At 42.3% G+C, this 17,280-nt stretch carries 14 protein-coding genes and 1 pseudogene; 8 read left to right on the top strand and 7 right to left on the bottom strand.

All coding sequences use genetic code 11. From position 1 onward, the window contains the following. Positions 1 to 113: 113 nt before the first annotated feature. Positions 114 to 2,897, bottom strand: a complete 2,784-nt coding sequence (locus ONZ52_RS09135; protein WP_265218314.1) for a tetratricopeptide repeat protein — start codon at positions 2,895 to 2,897, stop codon at positions 114 to 116. Between the two features lie 253 nt (positions 2,898 to 3,150). Then, complete coding sequence (locus ONZ52_RS09130) at positions 3,151 to 4,041, bottom strand: LysR substrate-binding domain-containing protein (protein WP_265218313.1); 891 nt, start codon at positions 4,039 to 4,041, stop codon at positions 3,151 to 3,153. Positions 4,042 to 4,212: 171 nt separating this feature from the next. On the opposite strand from ONZ52_RS09130, the gene ONZ52_RS09125 reads away from it, so the two are divergent. From ONZ52_RS09125 to fhuB, 4 genes and pseudogenes are all read left to right on the top strand, one after another. Next, positions 4,213 to 4,992, top strand: coding sequence for a HalD/BesD family halogenase (locus ONZ52_RS09125; RefSeq protein ID WP_265218312.1), 780 nt, complete (start codon positions 4,213 to 4,215; stop codon positions 4,990 to 4,992). Between the two features lie 318 nt (positions 4,993 to 5,310). Continuing rightward, positions 5,311 to 6,075: an ABC transporter ATP-binding protein gene (locus ONZ52_RS09120; RefSeq protein WP_265218311.1), complete on the top strand. Its 765-nt coding sequence runs from the start codon at positions 5,311 to 5,313 to the stop codon at positions 6,073 to 6,075. Between the two features lie 14 nt (positions 6,076 to 6,089). Next, a complete protein-coding gene (locus ONZ52_RS09115) occupies positions 6,090 to 6,953 on the top strand; it encodes an ABC transporter substrate-binding protein (protein ID WP_265218310.1) in 864 nt (287 codons plus the stop codon). After that, positions 6,953 to 8,922 (top strand): annotated as a pseudogene (gene fhuB, locus ONZ52_RS09110) (Fe(3+)-hydroxamate ABC transporter permease FhuB). The gene ONZ52_RS09115 and the pseudogene fhuB overlap by 1 nt, the downstream one beginning before the upstream one ends. Positions 8,923 to 9,013: 91 nt before the next feature. On the opposite strand, the gene ONZ52_RS09100 reads toward fhuB, so the two are convergent. From ONZ52_RS09100 to ONZ52_RS09090, 3 genes are all read right to left on the bottom strand, one after another. Further along, on the bottom strand, positions 9,014 to 9,553 hold the full coding sequence (locus tag ONZ52_RS09100; RefSeq protein WP_265218307.1) for a GNAT family N-acetyltransferase: 540 nt from the start codon (positions 9,551 to 9,553) through the stop codon (positions 9,014 to 9,016). Beyond that, positions 9,550 to 9,801 carry a GNAT family N-acetyltransferase gene (locus ONZ52_RS09095; RefSeq protein WP_265219379.1) on the bottom strand — a complete coding sequence of 84 codons (252 nt, stop codon included), beginning with the start codon at positions 9,799 to 9,801 and terminating at the stop codon, positions 9,550 to 9,552. The genes ONZ52_RS09100 and ONZ52_RS09095 overlap by 4 nt, the downstream gene beginning before the upstream one ends. A 68-nt stretch (positions 9,802 to 9,869) precedes the next feature. After that, entirely contained in the window at positions 9,870 to 10,043 is a 174-nt protein-coding gene (locus tag ONZ52_RS09090) for a hypothetical protein (protein WP_265218306.1), read from the bottom strand. A gap of 161 nt (positions 10,044 to 10,204) precedes the next feature. Between ONZ52_RS09090 and ONZ52_RS09085 the strand changes: the two genes are divergently transcribed. Next, positions 10,205 to 11,299: an MBL fold metallo-hydrolase gene (locus tag ONZ52_RS09085; RefSeq protein ID WP_265218305.1), complete on the top strand. Its 1,095-nt coding sequence runs from the start codon at positions 10,205 to 10,207 to the stop codon at positions 11,297 to 11,299. Between the two features lie 19 nt (positions 11,300 to 11,318). On the opposite strand, the gene ONZ52_RS09080 is transcribed toward ONZ52_RS09085, so the two are convergent. Next, the gene (locus tag ONZ52_RS09080; protein WP_265218304.1) at positions 11,319 to 12,212 is read right to left on the bottom strand and encodes a LysR family transcriptional regulator; all 894 of its coding nucleotides are present in this window, start codon (positions 12,210 to 12,212) and stop codon (positions 11,319 to 11,321) included. A 243-nt stretch (positions 12,213 to 12,455) separates the two neighbouring features. Here ONZ52_RS09080 and ONZ52_RS09075 point away from each other — a divergent pair, with 243 nt between their 5' ends. Beyond that, the gene (locus ONZ52_RS09075) at positions 12,456 to 14,486 is read left to right on the top strand and encodes a TonB-dependent receptor domain-containing protein (protein WP_265218303.1); all 2,031 of its coding nucleotides are present in this window, start codon (positions 12,456 to 12,458) and stop codon (positions 14,484 to 14,486) included. Positions 14,487 to 14,649: 163 nt separating this feature from the next. On the opposite strand, the gene ONZ52_RS09070 is transcribed toward ONZ52_RS09075, so the two are convergent. Then, positions 14,650 to 16,026, bottom strand: coding sequence for a glycine--tRNA ligase (locus ONZ52_RS09070; RefSeq protein WP_265218302.1), 1,377 nt, complete (start codon positions 16,024 to 16,026; stop codon positions 14,650 to 14,652). 318 nt (positions 16,027 to 16,344) lie between these two features. Here ONZ52_RS09070 and ONZ52_RS09065 point away from each other — a divergent pair, with 318 nt between their 5' ends. Together ONZ52_RS09065 and ONZ52_RS09060 are read left to right on the top strand one after the other, a co-directional pair. Then, positions 16,345 to 16,785, top strand: a complete 441-nt coding sequence (locus tag ONZ52_RS09065) for a DUF3429 domain-containing protein (protein ID WP_265218301.1) — start codon at positions 16,345 to 16,347, stop codon at positions 16,783 to 16,785. A gap of 79 nt (positions 16,786 to 16,864) precedes the next feature. Continuing rightward, complete coding sequence (locus ONZ52_RS09060) at positions 16,865 to 17,257, top strand: thiol-disulfide oxidoreductase DCC family protein (RefSeq protein ID WP_265218300.1); 393 nt, start codon at positions 16,865 to 16,867, stop codon at positions 17,255 to 17,257. Positions 17,258 to 17,280: the final 23 nt, after the last annotated feature.

Below are 17,280 nucleotides of genomic sequence, written 5' to 3'. Positions count from 1 at the left end.
GGCTTTGGTGGGTTTCATCCAATGCCGTGGGGTCAGATCAAGAAATAGCTAACCCAGATATAGAAAAAACAAGACCTAACAAGCAACAACTAGAATTTAAACGTTCCACTATTCTAACTTTGACTATTTCTTTTATCTAATAATGCTTTCCATGCATACACTCCCCCAGATAAATTCAAATAATTAGCCAATTCTTCTAGCGAATCCAATGCTTGTTTCAACCCCATTGATGAAGCTATTTGATAAACTTCTAGCCAAGCAGTTATAGCATCTTCTTTTTGGCTATTTTGATAATAAAAATGTCCTAAATTAAATAAAGTTGCACAAATACCTTCTTTATCCCCAACCTCCCTTTGAATACATAAAGCCTCTTTCGAATAACATAATGAAGCACTATAATCACCTTTGCTATTATAGACAGATGCCATATTATTTAATGTCACTCCTTTTCCTAATCTATCATTAATCTCATTCCTTATCACCAAAGATCTATGCAAACATTTCAATGCCATATCATATTCTCCTCTGGCTTGATAAACATTAGCAATATTATTTAGTGTTGTCCCCAACCCAAATATATCCTTAATTTCCTCTCTTATCATTAAGGATTTTTTCAAATAAATTAATGCAGTATCAACATCTCCTCTGATACTATAAATTTGTGAAATGTTATTTAATATTGAGCCGATCCCTAGCTTATTCCCAACTCCATCTAAAGTCTTCAAAGACTTCTCGAGGAGTTCTAGTGCTACATCACTATTACCTCTGGCATGAGCGATAGCAGCCATACTATTTAGAGTTACACTTTCACCTAACTTGTCCATGGGAGTAACTATAGACTCCTGTAAATAGTTCATTGCCAAGTCGTAATCACCTTGAGCTTTTGCATTAATTGCCATATTGTTTAGAGTTATACCAACCCCAGTCTCATCACCAATTTCTTTTTGAATAGCCAATGAGTCTTTTTGATACTGTAATGCTGTTTCATATTCACTTTTCATTTGGAATATCAACGATATATTATTTAAAGTTGCACCTTCTCCTTTTTTATCACCGATTTCTTTTTGAATTGATAAGGATCGTTTCCAGTAATCAGATGCCATTCCGTAATTAGACATCCAATAATAAACCCTCCCTATGGTAGTTAGGACACGAGCATGAATTTTCTTATCATCTATTTTTTTAAGGGCTGGCAACCAAACATCCAATGAAACTTTATAAATTGCTTTTATGATTAGTCTACTTACTATGCGAAAAGCAGTTTCATATAATATCTCAGTTTTATCTTTTTCTTTGGCTGTAGATAATAATTTTTTCCACCATATAAAAGATTTTTTATTTTCAGGGTAATCGGTTGCACAACGAATGAGGTTTTGTAGAGTGATGTTTTGGGAGAGTGAGAAGGCATGCTTTAGTACATCGTCGTCTTCAAATAAATCATGATGTAAAAGGAAGTATTCTCCAATTAGGTCAGGCTGGAGATAACCTGCTTCATGACCGGTTAGTAATGTCATTCTTTGGCGAACTTTTGTTATATCTCTTTTTGAGTCGATTAACTCGCAAGCAAGCAAAGTTTGGATACTTTCCTCTTTATGATTGTCCCAATCAAAGCCACCAATGAAAGTAGAAAAGGCTAATAGGTTAATGGTTTGCTCTTGCTGCTGTTTAGATAGGTCTGCTAATTGGCGTTGCCATGCTTGCTTTTCTCTACTGTATATATTGTCCAGAAGGTCTAGATGTTGCCATTGACGAATATCCGCAAGTTCATTATGCGCCAATACGATGGCAACCATGCCTAAAAATAATGGACTGCCTTTTGTGGTGAGTTCATGGATTGTTTCCCAAATCGCGCTGTCTTTTTCAGGAAGTTTGCCATTAGCATCTAAGCTAGATAAAAAACTGGCGAGCGCTGTTTGTTGGTCCGTTTTGTTCAACGGCATAAGTTCAAGTGGATCAGCTTGTGTATAAAAAGCATTTTTGCGGACTAAGGCTGCGCTAGACCCTGTGGTTAGGTGCTCCCACCAATCTTGTTTTTTGTATTCCCTTTCTAATATTAAAATTCGCACAGGACAGAGATAATTGTCTTTATGTCGAATTATATGGTCTAACCAATTAGCAATTTGTTTACTATATGAAGCCGCATAATCAATAACTATAATCGTGGGTTGTAACGGCATCCATTTATGCAAAGCATCAGGTACATCGAGTTTTGAGGCGTGTAAAAAACCCGCATCCCAAAGGTAATCATGACGAGCAATGGATTCTAAAGCTAAACGACTTTTACCTATGCCGCCTGCACCAGATATGGCCCACCAGCTAAACATGGTTTCTTGATCATAAAATTCGTCGAGTCGATTCAGCTGAGCATCACGGCCAATTAAATCGGAATGTTGCTTAAAGTAGGTCAACCAAATAGCACTGCCTTTTTCTACGTTTTCAGCTTGGGATTTGAGCTGCTCAACGGACTTCAAATCTAAATCAAATGAAAGCAAATCAATGAGGTGATGTAGATCATTACTAATACCAAGTTGTTGCTGATGGTTTTTTTCTTGTGCCAAAAGTAGATGCACTAGACCTTGTTGTTCAGCATTAAGTTGAATCCAACTTGGTGTTGCTTGTAGCAGCTTTAACTGTTCAGAATCGGCTACCTGCATAGCGCTTTGATAAGTCTTATCTGTATGAGTTTTCAAGGTATCGAGTAACGTGCGGCTCAATTTTTCATACAAGGGTCTGTGGGATAAATTATCATGTAATTTATTTATCCAAGACTGAGCTACCACTTTACCAAGTTGAGATAGTCTGTTTAGTACAAAAGGAATAATATATTTTAAAGCAAGTCGTGAGGCGGCTTTGTTAATTCCATAATCTTCATGTAACCACTCAGCTAACAGCTTCACACTGTCTTTATCTGTAAAAAAGGCCTCGAATGTAGTGAGACTCTTCTATCACTTGATCGAAAGTTAAATCTACAGAAATATTTGCTTCGTTCTTATCTTGGTTTTCCATGAACTATCCATGCTTAAAATATGTTCTATAAAAGCTAACCAGTACTAAGAGCTTGGTCAACTTGCTTTTTATTAGAACGGACTAATTCATGCTAATTAAATGCCCTTTCTATTAAAGTTCACCAACAATGCCAACACCTTAATCTTAGAAATCAGCCTCTTTCAACCACTCTATCAATCCCATTGCTCCGTCTTTATTCTTGGTTCTATCTGGATAGATGAGGTAGTAGGCTTTTCTTAGTGGCAGTGTGATTGGGCTTAGTGTGATGAGTTGCCCTGTTTTCAGTGCATTTTGGATGAAAAGTCCTTGGCCGAGTAGTAGGCCTTTGCCTTGTATGGCGGCGTCGATCGCCATGCTGGAGAGGTTGAATTGTGGGCCTTTGTTGGATTTTCGGTTGTGGTAACCTGCGGCAGTTAGCCAGTCTTGCCAGTTGGGTAGATATGGATTCTCGTCGCCCCAGTCTATATGGATCATTGGTTTTTCCAGTAATGCGTCTAAATCCCCCTGTGCTATTCCGTTAACGAGTGATGGACTGGCGACGAGGTGTACTTCGTCTTGGAATAAAAAATCGTGGTTTAGTGATTTGTCTTGTTTACCAAAGCTGATGCTTGCATCACAGCGGCTCAAGTTGAAGTCGACCGCTGCATGGCTGGCTTCCACTCGTATTTCTAGGTCTGGGTGTTGTTCCATTATGCGCAGTACTTTGGGCATTAACCACAAGCTCGCCACTGACGGTAATGTGTGTAAGGTAAAAATCGTTTGCTGCTTTAATTGGTCTAAGCTGGCTTGTCCACGTTGCAGGCTTTCAATCGCTTGGTTGGCAAAGTATAAGTATTGCTGACCTGCTTGAGTCAGTTCCACACCAAGTTTTGAGCGTTCAAACAGTGTTGTGTCTAGATGAGATTCCAGCTGTTTTATTTGTTGGCTGACGGCCGCTGGCGTTATACACAAGGCTTTTGCCGTTTTCGCAAAGTTGCCAGTGTGCGCTGCGTTTATAAAGGTGATTAAGCCGTTCAGGTTAGGCAGTTTTAACATGATGCTCTCGTAGAATGAAGGCTGTGCAAAACGGGATCACTTATTAACATTATTGTTAAGTAAAAATGAATGATAGGTGTATAAAATATTGATTTAACTGTGTTGCTAACGTCACTAATCTAGAGGGTACCGCTGGCAATATAAAAGATCAAAACCTAAAGGGGAACACTAATGTCGTTATGCAATATTATTAATGAGACCACTTACCCTATTGAAGATAATGGCTTTAGAGAGAATTGTAAAAAGACGTTGGCAGAAAACGGGGCGTTGGTTTTGCCTGACTTCCTCAATCATAAGGCAATTCGAGCTGTTATTAAGGAAGGCGAGGCGAAAAAAGATCTCGCTTGGTATACCAAGTCCACCCATAACGTTTACTTAACGAATGTCGATCCAAATTATGACGCAGATCATGCGAGAAACAAGCAGGTCATTTCGTCCAAAGGCTGCATCACGGACGATCAAATCGATGACGATTCACCACTACGCCAGCTTTATAATTCGGAAGTATTTCGAGCCTTTCTTGCCAGTGTGTTGGAAGAAGATGCACTGTATAACTACGCTGATAATCTTTCTTCTATCAATTTGCATTACGCCAGCGAAGGCCAAGAGTTAGGTTGGCACTTCGATAACTCGTCATTTGCCATTACTTTGTTAATTCAAAAGCCTGAGGGTGGCGGTGTGTTTGAATACATTGAAAACATGCGTGATGCTGATGCTGGCGAGATGAATTACAGCGGAGTCAGTGAGGTTCTCGCGGGACAGAAAAAAGTCAAAGAATTAGCAATCGAACTGGCGCTTTGGTGCTTTTCCGTGGTCGAAATGCCATTCACCGAGTCACACCAACACAAGGTAATACCACTCGTATGCTGGCGGTTCTCGCCTATAATTCACAACACTGGAATTGCCCTATCAGAAGCGGCAAGCAAAACCTTTTATGGTCGAGTGAATTAAGAACAATACGAACGCTTTTACGAACGCGTTAAAGCGCTCGCTTCATGATTTTGGTAATTTCGTACACGGAGGCGTTGGTGTACGTCACGTTAATCTTCAACCATCACTTTCATTTTCAAGTAAAGCGCCTCGTACCTCGGCTAATCTTTCATCGCCGGATTACATCTTCGTTCCTCGATTCATCCGGCCTACGAAAAGCGACGATGCATGCAATAAAACCACAACAAATAGAAATGATTTGTATTAATATTACCAACCTATAAAATGTATCGCCTTAAAATAGACGACGCACAATATAAAACATGACGGATTGGTAGCATGATAGAGTCGAAAAAACTAGGGTTTAGCGTTGATGGCCGAGTATTGCTAACAGATGTTTCAATGACTTTTGAAGCTGGAAAGGTTTACGCATTAGTGGGACACAATGGTTCTGGTAAATCCACACTGCTTAAATTACTCGCCCAGCAGCAAAAACCGACAAGTGGTCAACTTTTCTTGAATGATCAAGCTATTGTAGCTTGGTCGCCTAAAAAATTCGCCCAGCAGGTTGCTTATCTGCCTCAGCAAACGCCCACAACGGACAGTTTATCAGGCAAAGATCTCGTCAGTTTTGGTCGTTACCCTTGGCACGGCTTACTGGACCGCTTAAACAAGCAAGACAAGCAATATATAGACGAAGCTATGGCATTAACTGACACAATGGATTATGCAGATCGCTTGGTCGACACCTTATCTGGTGGTGAACGCCAGCGTCTTTGGTTGGCAATGCTTTTGGCACAACGCTCGCAATATTTATTGCTCGATGAACCTCTTTCTGCCTTAGACATTGCCCATCAGGTAGACATGCTAAAGCTGATCAAAAAGCTCAGCCGAGAACTAAACCTAGGTGTCATTATTGTTATTCATGATATTAATATGGCTGCACGCTTCTGCGACCATATCGTGGCACTTCATAGTGGAAAAATGATTGCTTCTGGCTCTGTCGAGAGTCTTTTTACCCCTCAGACATTGCAAGATATTTACGGTATACACATGCACATCCTGAATCACCCTGCAGGGTATCCGGTTGCCATGCCCTATTAGCTAAGTGGAATGTCATGAAACGAATTTTTTCTTATCTGTTGATGTTAGTCATCACTTTGGCGTCTCCTATTTCCCTTGCTCAAGAACAGGACCTAAGAGTGGTCGTCATTGACTGGACGCAAACCGAAACACTGTTGGCTTTGGGAGTTAAACCTATTGGCGCAGCGCAAATAGCCGATTACAACGCTTGGGTAAAAGCACCAGAGATTCCTGAAGGCACCGTCGATCTAGGTCTTCGTACCCAACCTAATATGGAGCGACTGTCGGAATTAAAACCTGATCAAATTTTTATTTCCCCCATGTTTCAATCACTGACACAACAACTGTCTCGAATCGCTCCCATCAAGAACATTACCTTGTACAAAAAAGACGAGGTCTCTTGGCAAGCGCTAGAAACCTATACCCGAATCATTGCCAAACACACACACAGAGAAGACGCAGCTGACACCCTAATTCAATCGGCTCGAGACACTTTAGCCACATTGTCGAAACAAGTCCCTATGGAGGCAGCACCGTTATTGTTGGTGCAATTTATGGATGCCCGTCATGTTCGAGTCTTCGGCAACAATAGCATGTATAAAATAGCCGTCGATAAAATCGGTTTGAAAAACGCTTGGCAAGGCGATACCAATAGCTGGGGATTTTCTTTAGTCAGTATCGACAAACTCATTGGCCTAAAAGCACAGATTGTCGTGATAGAACCCTTACCAGCAGGGGTAAAACAGCATTTGCAACAGGATGCATTTTGGCAATATGTAGTAAAACAATCAGGTCACCCAGTGTTGACCATTCCAGCGGTATGGAGCTTTGGCGCCATCCCCTCTACGGTACGTTTTGCTACCTTATTAACCTCTGCTCTTAATGAGGAAGCAAAATAATGCGCGCTCTTCCGACGACTCTAATACTCACACTCATTGTCTTAACCGCTGTATTAATGGGTTCCCATTTGGCGAATCTTGGGGCGTTACATAGTCAATTTATCAACCCGTTTACAACGAATTGGCAATCTAGTCTCTCTGTCGAATTGACATTAACCTGGTGGCCTCGCGTATTCAGCACTCTACTTTGTGGTGCGGCCTTGGCGGTTGCAGGCGTGCTGATGCAACAGGTACTGCGCAACCCAATCGCATCACCTTCGACCCTTGGCATCGCAAGCGGTGCTAGCTTTAGCTTGATGCTCGCGACACTTTACGCGCCTTGGCTGATTAGTTTTTCACACAGTTTGGTGGCTTTAATAGGCGGCATTGTGTCTATGGGATTGGTGTTTGCTTTGTCATGGCAGCGTGCTTTATCACCCACCATCGTAGTGATTGCGGGATTGGTTATCAATTTGTATTTCAGTGCCTTCAGCACTGTTTTGCTCATGTTAAACCAAGAAAAACTCTCCGGCTTAATGATCTGGGGCGCTGGCTCTTTAGCGCAAACGGGATGGGGAAATGTCCAGTATCTATGGCCACGCATTTTGACTGCCGTACTTATTGCTTTTGTGTTTCTAAAGCCTTTGAGTTTATTAGAACTGACTGAATCTGGTGCAAAAAGCTTAGGCGTGTCATTGACCAAATTACGCTTTATCTGCCTTGGTCTGGCGGTGTTACTCACCTCTTGGGTGGTTGCCAGTGTCGGCATTATTGGCTTTATCGGTCTTGCCGCCCCCGCCATTACGCGCTTAATGGGTGTACGTCGATTGGTCCCTAAGCTCGTCATATCCATGATTCTCGGGGCGTTGCTGTTAACCCTAACCGATTTACTGATTCAATTACTCCCTGGCATGCTGGGCATGGTAATACAAACAGGCGCGGCAACCGCTGCGCTAGGCGCCCCATTAATGCTGTGGTTGCTGCCCAAATTAGCCATTCGTCATCAAACACAAACCGTACTAACACGACACCACCATCATATTAGTCGACTCAACAGGTCATCCATTTTGTGGACTGGTAGCGCCTTAGTAATTGGCTTTTGTTTGTTTGCCACGCTGTCAGTGCAAACCGATGGTTGGCAATGGTTAGTTCTCAATGGCGATTGGTCGATGTTGGAGTGGCGGATTCCGCGATTGGTTGCAGCCCTGTTAGCAGGCATCATGCTGGCGGTTGCTGGTACGATTATTCAACGTTTAAGTGGTAACCCAATGGCCAGCCCTGAAGTCATTGGCATTAGCTCTGGTATTGCGATTGGCCTTATTGTTACTATTTATGCAGGTCTTGCTTCCAGCACAATAGGGCTTTACTTGGGCGGTTTGATTGGTGCTCTCTTAACCATGGGCTTGATCATACTGTTGAACCACAAATCTGGCTTTCAACCAGAGCAAGTGCTGCTGACTGGTGTGGCCATCACGGCGTTAATGAATGCGGTACAAACGCTTATTTTGGCGGGTGGTGATCCCCGTAGTTATGCGTTTCTTGCTTGGTTATCCGGCTCAACTTATTACGTAACAACGAATACCCTATTGCCTTTGGCTGTCGCGACGCTTGTCTTTGTTGGACTTGGCTTTGTAGTGAGTAAATGGTTAGATATTTTGCCACTTGGTCAATCTACAGCCCAATCATTAGGCATGAAGGTGTCTCGCGCAAGACTCTTATTACTGCTTCTTGCCGCTTGCTTAACTGTTGCCGCCACATTGGTTGTTGGCCCCCTCAGTTTTATTGGTCTGATGGCTCCTCACTTGGCTCGTCTACTCGGTTTCAGCAAAGCGAAAGAACATCTTATTGCGTCAGCACTTGTGGGTGGGCTCTAATGCTGCTGTCTGATTGGCTCGGCAGGCAATGGCTTTATCCTCAGGAAATTCCAGCCGGCATGGTGGCGTCTATTATCGGTGGCCTATATCTCATGTGGGGACTGCGCAGACTCTAATGTGAATTAGCGTCTGTGTTCCTTATAAGAGAATAAGAAGATCCACTCTATTATCAGATAAGCAAGAGAGACTTGATGACAAACGCCTTTTTTAAGTCAACCGTCTCCTCATGATTTTGGCGTCTTCACCGTAGCTGTCGCTGGCCTGTTGATTCGTTACTTCATTAAAGCCGTGCTTCTGCCAAAATGGTACTGAGTCTTGCACGGAAACCAGTAAAACGCTGTTAAACCCTAATAGAGTAGCTGTTTCCAATAAATGTTTGACCATTTGAGAACCAATGCCCCTACCCAAAGCCCGTTTTGACAGCGCTAAGTCATGCAAAAATAAGATCGAGCCATGGCTGCTTTCCGATAAAGTTTGATAGAGTTTGGGCGGCGTTTCACTGTGCCAAGCATGAGCCAATAAGTACCCCAATATGCCTTGTGCTTCTTCTTTATCTTCTGGCCCATTTTGTTCTTCTAGCGCTCTTTTTTCTTCAAGGTAGGCAAAACAACACGCTGGCGATTGTTGCCATTTACTCTGTAATACTTCTAGGCTTTCAGGTTCGATTTCTGAGTAAGCTTCGGCTTGGATCTGGAGTATTTCATCCCACATAGTTTGCGAAATGGGTTGTATAGACATGTTTTTCATTCGCTCTCAGCTCCAATGCTGGATTCAATCGCTTTCATCATAATATGCTGTAGGCTCGCTGGCCCACCATGGTAAAGGTTGTTGGTATCTTCAAAGCCGCCCTTTAAATAAAGTTCTTTGGCAACAGGGTTTTGGCAGTTTACGGTTAAGTAAATAATCGAATACGTTGGAAAAGCTTCTTTAAGATAATGGGGCAATGCCGAGATGGCTTGCTTGGCGAAGCCTCTGCCTTGGAACTCTTTACTGATAAAAAAACTACGCAGTCCTAGACTGTGTTTTTTAGCAAAATCAAAGTGTTTTGCATAAATGGTATCAATTAAAAAAAGCCAACAACGATCCCCTCTACAAGGATCACATGAGGACGAATTTGCGCATTAGCGCTTTTTAATATTTCCTCGATACTGCCAACAAATCTCTGCTGTTCGTCTGCAACGCTTAGCAATAGAACATCAGCTAAATGCCGAGTCGTCATTTTTTCAATGTGAATCACATTGGCTCCTTTCTAGCTTAATCAAAAGTTTGGTTCAGTTTACTCAACTACCATACAGACCTGAAGTCTCAATACTTGCTTATTATTGGCACAATTCTATGATTGTGTTTTATCCATCCGCCCAAATTATAAGCTACCATCTAACCCAAAAGTGATTATCTATGTTTGTGATCAAACTCTTTGTTGCCTTGGTTATTGCGCTCGCTCTAGTGATTTATATCGTTAATCTGAATATTAAATCTAAAGTTCCTCCTATTACAGAGGTCACTTCTGCACCTTATAAAGACGCTAAATTTCATAATACGGCACCGCGCCAGCCTATGACGTTTAGCGATACTGCTGCCCTATGGGTGCGTTTTTTCACGGAAAAGAAAGTGAATACGACGCCAGATATCAACATTCCAGTTAGCCGCGTAAGTCGAGCCGATTTGGACGCACTAAGCAATGACACCTTGCACCTAGTTAAGCTTGGGCACTCTTCTATTTTATTAAAGATATATGGTGAGTACTGGCTAATTGATCCTGTTTTCTCGGATCGAGCATCACCCTTTCAGTTTGCTGGCCCCAAACGATTCCACCAGCCCCCTATCAGTCTAGAAGACTTACCGCCTATTGATAAAGTATTGATTTCTCATAACCATTACGATCATCTGGATAAGGCGAGCATCAAGATTTTACGCACCAAAACACAACAGTTTTTAGTACCAAAAGGCGTGGATGGTGATCTCATAAATTGGGGCATTCAGGCCAACACAATCACTACGTTTGATTGGTGGCAAGAGCTGAAAACAAGCCAAGGCTTAGTCGTCTTCACACCCACTCAGCATTTCTCTGGCCGTGGCATGGGCGATGGTAATGCGACTTTATGGGGGGCTTGGGTGATTAAAACACCACAAGACAGTATTTTCTTTAGCGGTGACTCTGGTTATTTTCAGGGCTTTAAGGAAACGGGCGACAAGTATGGCCCCTTTGACCTCACCATGATAGAAACTGGTGCGTACGATGCAGACTGGGCTGACATCCATATGAAGCCAGAAGAAAGCGTTCAAGCGCATATCGATCTGAAAGGAAAAGTTATGATGCCCATTCATAATGGCACGTTTGACCTCGCATTCCACACTTGGCATGATCCATTTGATCGTGTGGTGACTGAGTCTGCGAACCGAAATGTGATATTAAGCACACCTCAGTTTGGACACATTTTTTCGATCAACAAACTTCCACCGCTAACACTCTGGTGGAAGTCTGAGCGATAACAAGACAAATACATTGGAATCAATAAAACGCTTTGGCTTCATCTCTTAAATATTGAATCAAAGCGTGCATTTTCCTTGGTAAATGGCCGAAAGGGTATTGCAGGTAGACTGGCTGTGACTTACCTTTCCACTCTGGCAAGCAAGGTACAAATACCTCAGGATGGCGAGCCAAATGTTTTTCAGCAAAGTAATGTGGTAGTAAGCCTACGCCTTTACCTCGAATGATAGCCTCGGCATGCAATATGTATTGATCCACGGTAAGTCGTGATTTAGGCAAATCAAAAGACACGTCGCCTTGAGTTTCATGCTCCAACACTATGCTATTTTGCTCGCTTTTTAGCGTATCAACCCAAGCATGCTGGCTCAGCTCACTAGGGTGGTTCAGCATGCCAATTCGTTCTAAATAATTGGCACTGGCGTACAAGCCTTGGCTTAACTGTCCAATCCGTTCAGAACGTAATTGATCGTTTGCAGGTTCACCAACCCACACACACACGTCGTTGCTTTTTATCTCTTGGTATAGCTGATTGCCTGTACGGACATCTATATTAACCTGAGGAAATTCCTCCAAGAAATCAAACATCAATGCTGAAAACCAGCCTCGCACTAAAGTAGTGTGTACATAAACAACTAATGACCCACTAACTTCTTCTTTTAATTCTTCAACCGCTTTATGGCCTTCATCAGCCACATTTAGCATTTTTCGCGCGAAAGGCAAAAATTTAAGCCCCGCCTCATTGGCGATAAGCCGATTCGCTTGGCGGCGTAATAAGGGTTGGTTTAAGGCACTTTCTAAATTACTTATACGACGACTCAAAGTAGATTTTGACACCCCAAGCTTATGAGCACTGTCTTTTAAACTGCCCGTTTCCATGACAGACACAAAAGTCTTCACTTCATTAAGATCGTACATTCATGCTCTCCTAATCTTGCGTATGACATAACCCATTGACGTCCTTTAAATTTCATTGTTAACGCACCTTATATTTTCCACGGAATGTATCACGACTTTCAACATCTGCAATGTTGCAAAAAGAGGAACAACACGTATCACCACAACAAAGCAATATTGCTAGATAATACAAATGATAAAGATTCTCACTACAATTTACTGACAATATGATACGAAATAAGTTCGTCCATAACCAAGGAGAAAATGTTCACAATGGCCCCTTCACCTCGTCATTATAAACTTACTGTCTTAGCTACTCTAATTAGTGCTGCCGCTCATTCTTCCATACTGCTTGCGGAAGATTCCGTCAACCTAGACCAGCTAGTTGTGACAGCATCTGGGAATGATATTGATATAAAAGATGCACCCGCCTCTATCAGCATTATTACTCGTGAAGACATAGAGAGAACACCAGCCACAAGTCTGTCTGAACTACTCGGTGAACTACCAGGCATTACAGGTGGCTACAGCAATGCAGGAGCAGGCTCTAAAATTTCGTTTCGCGGTATGCCAAGCCAATACACTTTAATTATGGTTGATGGCAAACGTGTTGGAGGTTCATCACTAACAGGTTATCGTGCCGATCTTGTAGGGCAAGATCTAGACTGGATATCGCCTGAGATGATAGAACGCATAGAGATAGTTCGTGGACCTATGTCGACACTGTATGGTTCAGAAGCCATGGGCGGTGTTGTAAACATCATTACTCGTAAAATTCCAGCGAAATGGGGAGGATCAGTATCTACAAACTATCAAAAACCTGACAGTGGCTCGTTCGGTGATACCACCCAATTGGGAGCAAACATGGCAGGACCACTAAGCGACAGTGTGGGACTAAAAATTGGGTTAAATAAAACTGAACGAGATGCGGATACCAATGCGCGAGGAAGTTCTGGTTTTGAGAATAATAGTGTAAATACAGCATTGAATTGGCAAGTCAATAAGAAGCACACACTAAAATTTGACTTTAACTACGGTTTGCAAGAATCGGACTCTGCGCCAGATGCGGAGTACGAACAATATCGTGTCGGTGAACTAGAACATCATGGCTACGGAATTGGGTATGAAGGGTATTTAGGAAGCGTAAAAAACACCATCAACTTGTACCATAATCAATACAATAATAACGACCAATCGTTACCAAATGGACGTGGTGGATACAGTACTGGTGATTCTGAGGCCAACGAAACCGTACTTGACGCAAAAACCAATATCCCAATGTCGTTAGGCGTAGATCAGGATCTAACCCTTGGTCTGCAATACAAAACCGAAGATATTTATAACCGTTCGATCATTGGCAACTTAAGCGAAGATAAAGATGGTAACCCCATTACCCCCGAACTAAACCCAGACGGCTGGTCTGGCTCATTGTTTGCGGAAGATCAATTGTATTTGAAGGATAACTTAACACTGACGTTGGGAGCACGACTCGACAAAACAGACGGCTTTGATGCACATCTCAGTCCTAGAGCCTATTTGGTCTATCATCCTTCCAATATTTGGACAGTGAAAGGGGGGATTTCGCAAGGGTTTAGAGCACCGACGTTACTTGAGCGCTCACCTAGTTCTGGAACGTTCTCACGCGGCAACGGTTGCACCTCATTGGTAGCATTGGGCTACACTGGTGGTGGCTGTACTATGTTAGGTAACCCAGACCTAGAGCCTGAGGTTAGCACCAACTACGAAGTCGGCTTCATCTTTGAAGATGCAGGTTATCAACTTGACGTAACCTATTTCTATACCGACATTGACGATCTAATCCAAAATAATTTATATGGAATCATTGATGGTCAGTGGTACACCATTCAACGAAACGTCGGTGCAGCAACAACCAGTGGCATTGAAACCACTTTTGCCGCACCGGTCGTTAGCACAGTCACCCTAAAAGGTAACTTGACTTATATTATTGAATCAGAAAGAAAAGACAATAATGAGCCATTATTATTGGTTCCAGAAGTAACGGCTAATGTTGGTCTGTACTGGGATGTGAATGAGCAATGGAATACTTTTGCCAAAGTGCAGTACTTAGGCAAGCAAGCCTACAATACTGAAGATGAAATACGTTTTGCAAAAGCCTACACCACATTGGACGTCGGTACGACTTTCGAAGTTAATAAGAGTGTTAGTTTGCGAGCTGGCGTTGAAAACCTAACTGGCACTATTGTTAGAACGGGTGACGATCATGGCGATGGCAGTCCACGTACTTATTACATGGGATTAACAAGCCGTTTTTAGCATCAAATAAAAGTCAATTTTTCCCTTAGTGCTTATTCGCACGCAAAGACTGCACTCTGTTTGCGGTCTTTTTTTGTTTGTATTTTGACAAAAGCTCCCCCCAAACATAAAAAAACCACGACTCTGAAATGAGAATCGTGGTTCTTTAGGTCACCAGCAAAAATTAGTTTTGATTGATGAAATAGTTAATCACGTACGCTGGCAAGTCCGCTGCGTTAACAACAATTTGCTCCATCGTGTCACGATCACGAACCGTCACTGGTGCGCCTTCTTTCTCAATAGAATCGAAATCAACCGTCACACAGATTGGCGTGCCTACTTCGTCATGACGACGGTAACCTTTACCTACGTTACCCGTGTTTTCATAAAGAATACGACCCAAGCCAAGCTTCTGCAGCTTGTTTTTCAATTCTTTAGCAAGGGCAACGATTTCTGGCTTGTTCTTTTTAAGCGGCATGATAGCCACTTTGATCGGCGCTAGATGCGGTTTGAACTTAAGTACCGTACGAGACGTGCCGTTTGGTAATTCTTCTTCTGTATAAGCTTCTGTCATAACAGCCAATAGACCGCGGTCAAGGCCGGCAGAAGGCTCGATGCAGAAAGGCACTTCCCATTTGTTTTCATCCAGATCACGAATCGCCAACTTAGACGTTGAATGCTCGTTTTTCTTCACTTTAGCAGACAAACCAAATTCTTCTTGCGCTTTCGTGTGTGAACCCAAATCGTAGTCAGTACGGTTGGCAACGCCTTCCAGCTCTTCAAAGCCATGTGGAAACTTGTACAAAATATCCACAGTCGATTTAGAGTAATGCGCTAGGTCATCCCCAGTTACATATTCAAACTGGATATTCTCTTCTGTCAGACCTTGATCCAACCACCATTGTTTACGAGCATTAACCCAGAATTCATGCCATTTTTCATCTTCGCCAGGCTTACAGAAGAATTCCAGCTCCATTTGTTCGAATTCACGAACACGGAAAATGAAGTTACGTGGCGTAATTTCGTTACGGAAGGATTTCCCAATCTGCGCAATACCAAATGGTAAGGTACGAGAAGTAGAGTCCACCACATTTTTAAAATTGGTAAAAATACCTTGTGCCGTTTCAGGACGAAGATAAGTATAAGACTCTTCGTTCACCATTGGACCAACGTTGGTTTTAAACATCAGGTTAAAATCACGTGGTGGGGTCACATTGGTTGAGCCACAATTGTCACACACCTTGATGTCTTTCATGTGATCGGCGCGCATACGAGATTTACACTCGTGGCAATCAACCATTGGGTCTGTGAAGGTATCTTCGTGACCAGAATATTTGTAAACATGTTTATTTTGGATGATCGCCGCATCTAAGCCTTCAACATCATCGCGCTCATACACCATTGAACGCCACCAAGCGGCTTTTAGGTTGTTTTTCAACTCAATACCTAGCGGACCGTAATCGTAAGCACCTTGCATACCACCGTAGATTTCACTGCCTTGGAAAATAAATCCGCGACGTTTACACAGGGAGACGAGTTCATCCATTGTTTTAGCTGGCATTTCTAAACACACCTTAAGCAAATTTGTTTAATAAGGACATGAGAACCAAAGTGGTACCACGTTCAAGACATAATAGCCGTCCATTGTACTCTTTGACCGTATTCTGCTCAATGGCGATTCGACGCAAGGTGTGAATAAGTCTTTGCTAACGCAAAACAAAGAAACAATCACTTTTGCAAGACACAAAACAGGAGAAAATTTACACTTTTATGCCAAAAAATAGAACAAAACAAGGAAATTAATTACTGTTTTAAAGTCCATTTTGTTAGATAATGCGTATTGTTTACATATTCTTATTTATTTAGTGTAGGTATAGACATGCGTTCTTATAAGCCCGTAGTGATGACAGTGGCTACGTTGAGCATACTTCCTTTTGTGTTAGCGACCTATTTTAGCCTTGCCAATACCTCTCTTTTTGGCAAAGCAGGCGTGACCTTGTTTGCGACTTACGGTGCCGTTGTTCTGAGCTTGTTGAGTGGTATTATTTGGGGTCGTATCATAGAACTTCCTGAAAGCAAGCATGGCAGAAAGCTACTTGTTTCTTGTAATGTGATCTTATTGGTCTCTTGGGTTTCTTTGCTCATGAATACGCCGGAGCTGTCTGTTGCCTTGCTTTTGCTTGGTTTTGTCAGCATTTATTGGGTTGAAGCTCGTTGGTTAAAACCGTCCAACGCAAACAAACCCTACATGTCTATGCATTTTGGTTTAACCTCCGTGGTATGCATCATGCATCTGCTCGTCTTATATCCGCACTATTAATATAATTCTAATAAATGTGATCTAACCCACTCCTTGCTGCGTATTGTTACTTAATGATGACACTATTGAGTAATGATGTATGCTTACAATTTTCTATGATGGATACTGCCCACTTTGTGCTGCTGAAATGCAAACATTACGGTCTCTGGACATTCACAATAGACTGCAGTTAGAAGACATTCATAACGACAATTTTAAGAAAAAGTTTCCACACATTGATCCAATCAAGGCGGATAAATTGCTACATGGACAACTTGCCGATGGAAAAATTATTACCGGTTTAGACGTCACTTGTCTTGCTTGGAAACTGGTTGAAAAGCACCAGTGGATACAAATACTTCGCTGGCCATTGATTCGTTTTTTTGCTGATCTAGGTTATAAGTTTTTTGCCCGTTACCGCCATCAAATTTCTTCCTTTATTACAGGTAAACCGCGTTGCGCTAGCTGTTTAAAAGATCGCTGTGACCTTTGATTAATCGACGTCTATTGTCGGAG

This window comes from Marinomonas rhodophyticola, assembly GCF_026113935.1.
Classification (GTDB): domain Bacteria; phylum Pseudomonadota; class Gammaproteobacteria; order Pseudomonadales; family Marinomonadaceae; genus Marinomonas; species Marinomonas rhodophyticola.
The sequence above is the reverse complement of the archived record's forward strand: the minus strand, read 5'-3'. Positions and strand labels throughout refer to the sequence as shown.

What these genes read in the sequence shown, in the direction of transcription:
- ONZ52_RS09115 (WP_265218310.1), top strand. Translation starts at nt 6,090, where the DNA reads ATGAAACGAATTTTTTCTTATCTGTTGATGTTAGTCATCACTTTGGCG.
- ONZ52_RS09060 (WP_265218300.1), top strand. Translation starts at nt 16,865, where the DNA reads ATGCTTACAATTTTCTATGATGGATACTGCCCACTTTGTGCTGCTGAA.
- ONZ52_RS09130 (WP_265218313.1), bottom strand. Translation starts at nt 4,041, where the DNA reads ATGTTAAAACTGCCTAACCTGAACGGCTTAATCACCTTTATAAACGCA.
- ONZ52_RS09070 (WP_265218302.1), bottom strand. Translation starts at nt 16,026, where the DNA reads ATGCCAGCTAAAACAATGGATGAACTCGTCTCCCTGTGTAAACGTCGC.
- ONZ52_RS09085 (WP_265218305.1), top strand. Translation starts at nt 10,205, where the DNA reads ATGTTTGTGATCAAACTCTTTGTTGCCTTGGTTATTGCGCTCGCTCTA.
- ONZ52_RS09120 (WP_265218311.1), top strand. Translation starts at nt 5,311, where the DNA reads ATGATAGAGTCGAAAAAACTAGGGTTTAGCGTTGATGGCCGAGTATTG.
- ONZ52_RS09080 (WP_265218304.1), bottom strand. Translation starts at nt 12,212, where the DNA reads ATGTACGATCTTAATGAAGTGAAGACTTTTGTGTCTGTCATGGAAACG.
- ONZ52_RS09100 (WP_265218307.1), bottom strand. Translation starts at nt 9,553, where the DNA reads ATGAAAAACATGTCTATACAACCCATTTCGCAAACTATGTGGGATGAA.
- ONZ52_RS09065 (WP_265218301.1), top strand. Translation starts at nt 16,345, where the DNA reads ATGCGTTCTTATAAGCCCGTAGTGATGACAGTGGCTACGTTGAGCATA.
- ONZ52_RS09075 (WP_265218303.1), top strand. Translation starts at nt 12,456, where the DNA reads ATGTTCACAATGGCCCCTTCACCTCGTCATTATAAACTTACTGTCTTA.
- ONZ52_RS09125 (WP_265218312.1), top strand. Translation starts at nt 4,213, where the DNA reads ATGTCGTTATGCAATATTATTAATGAGACCACTTACCCTATTGAAGAT.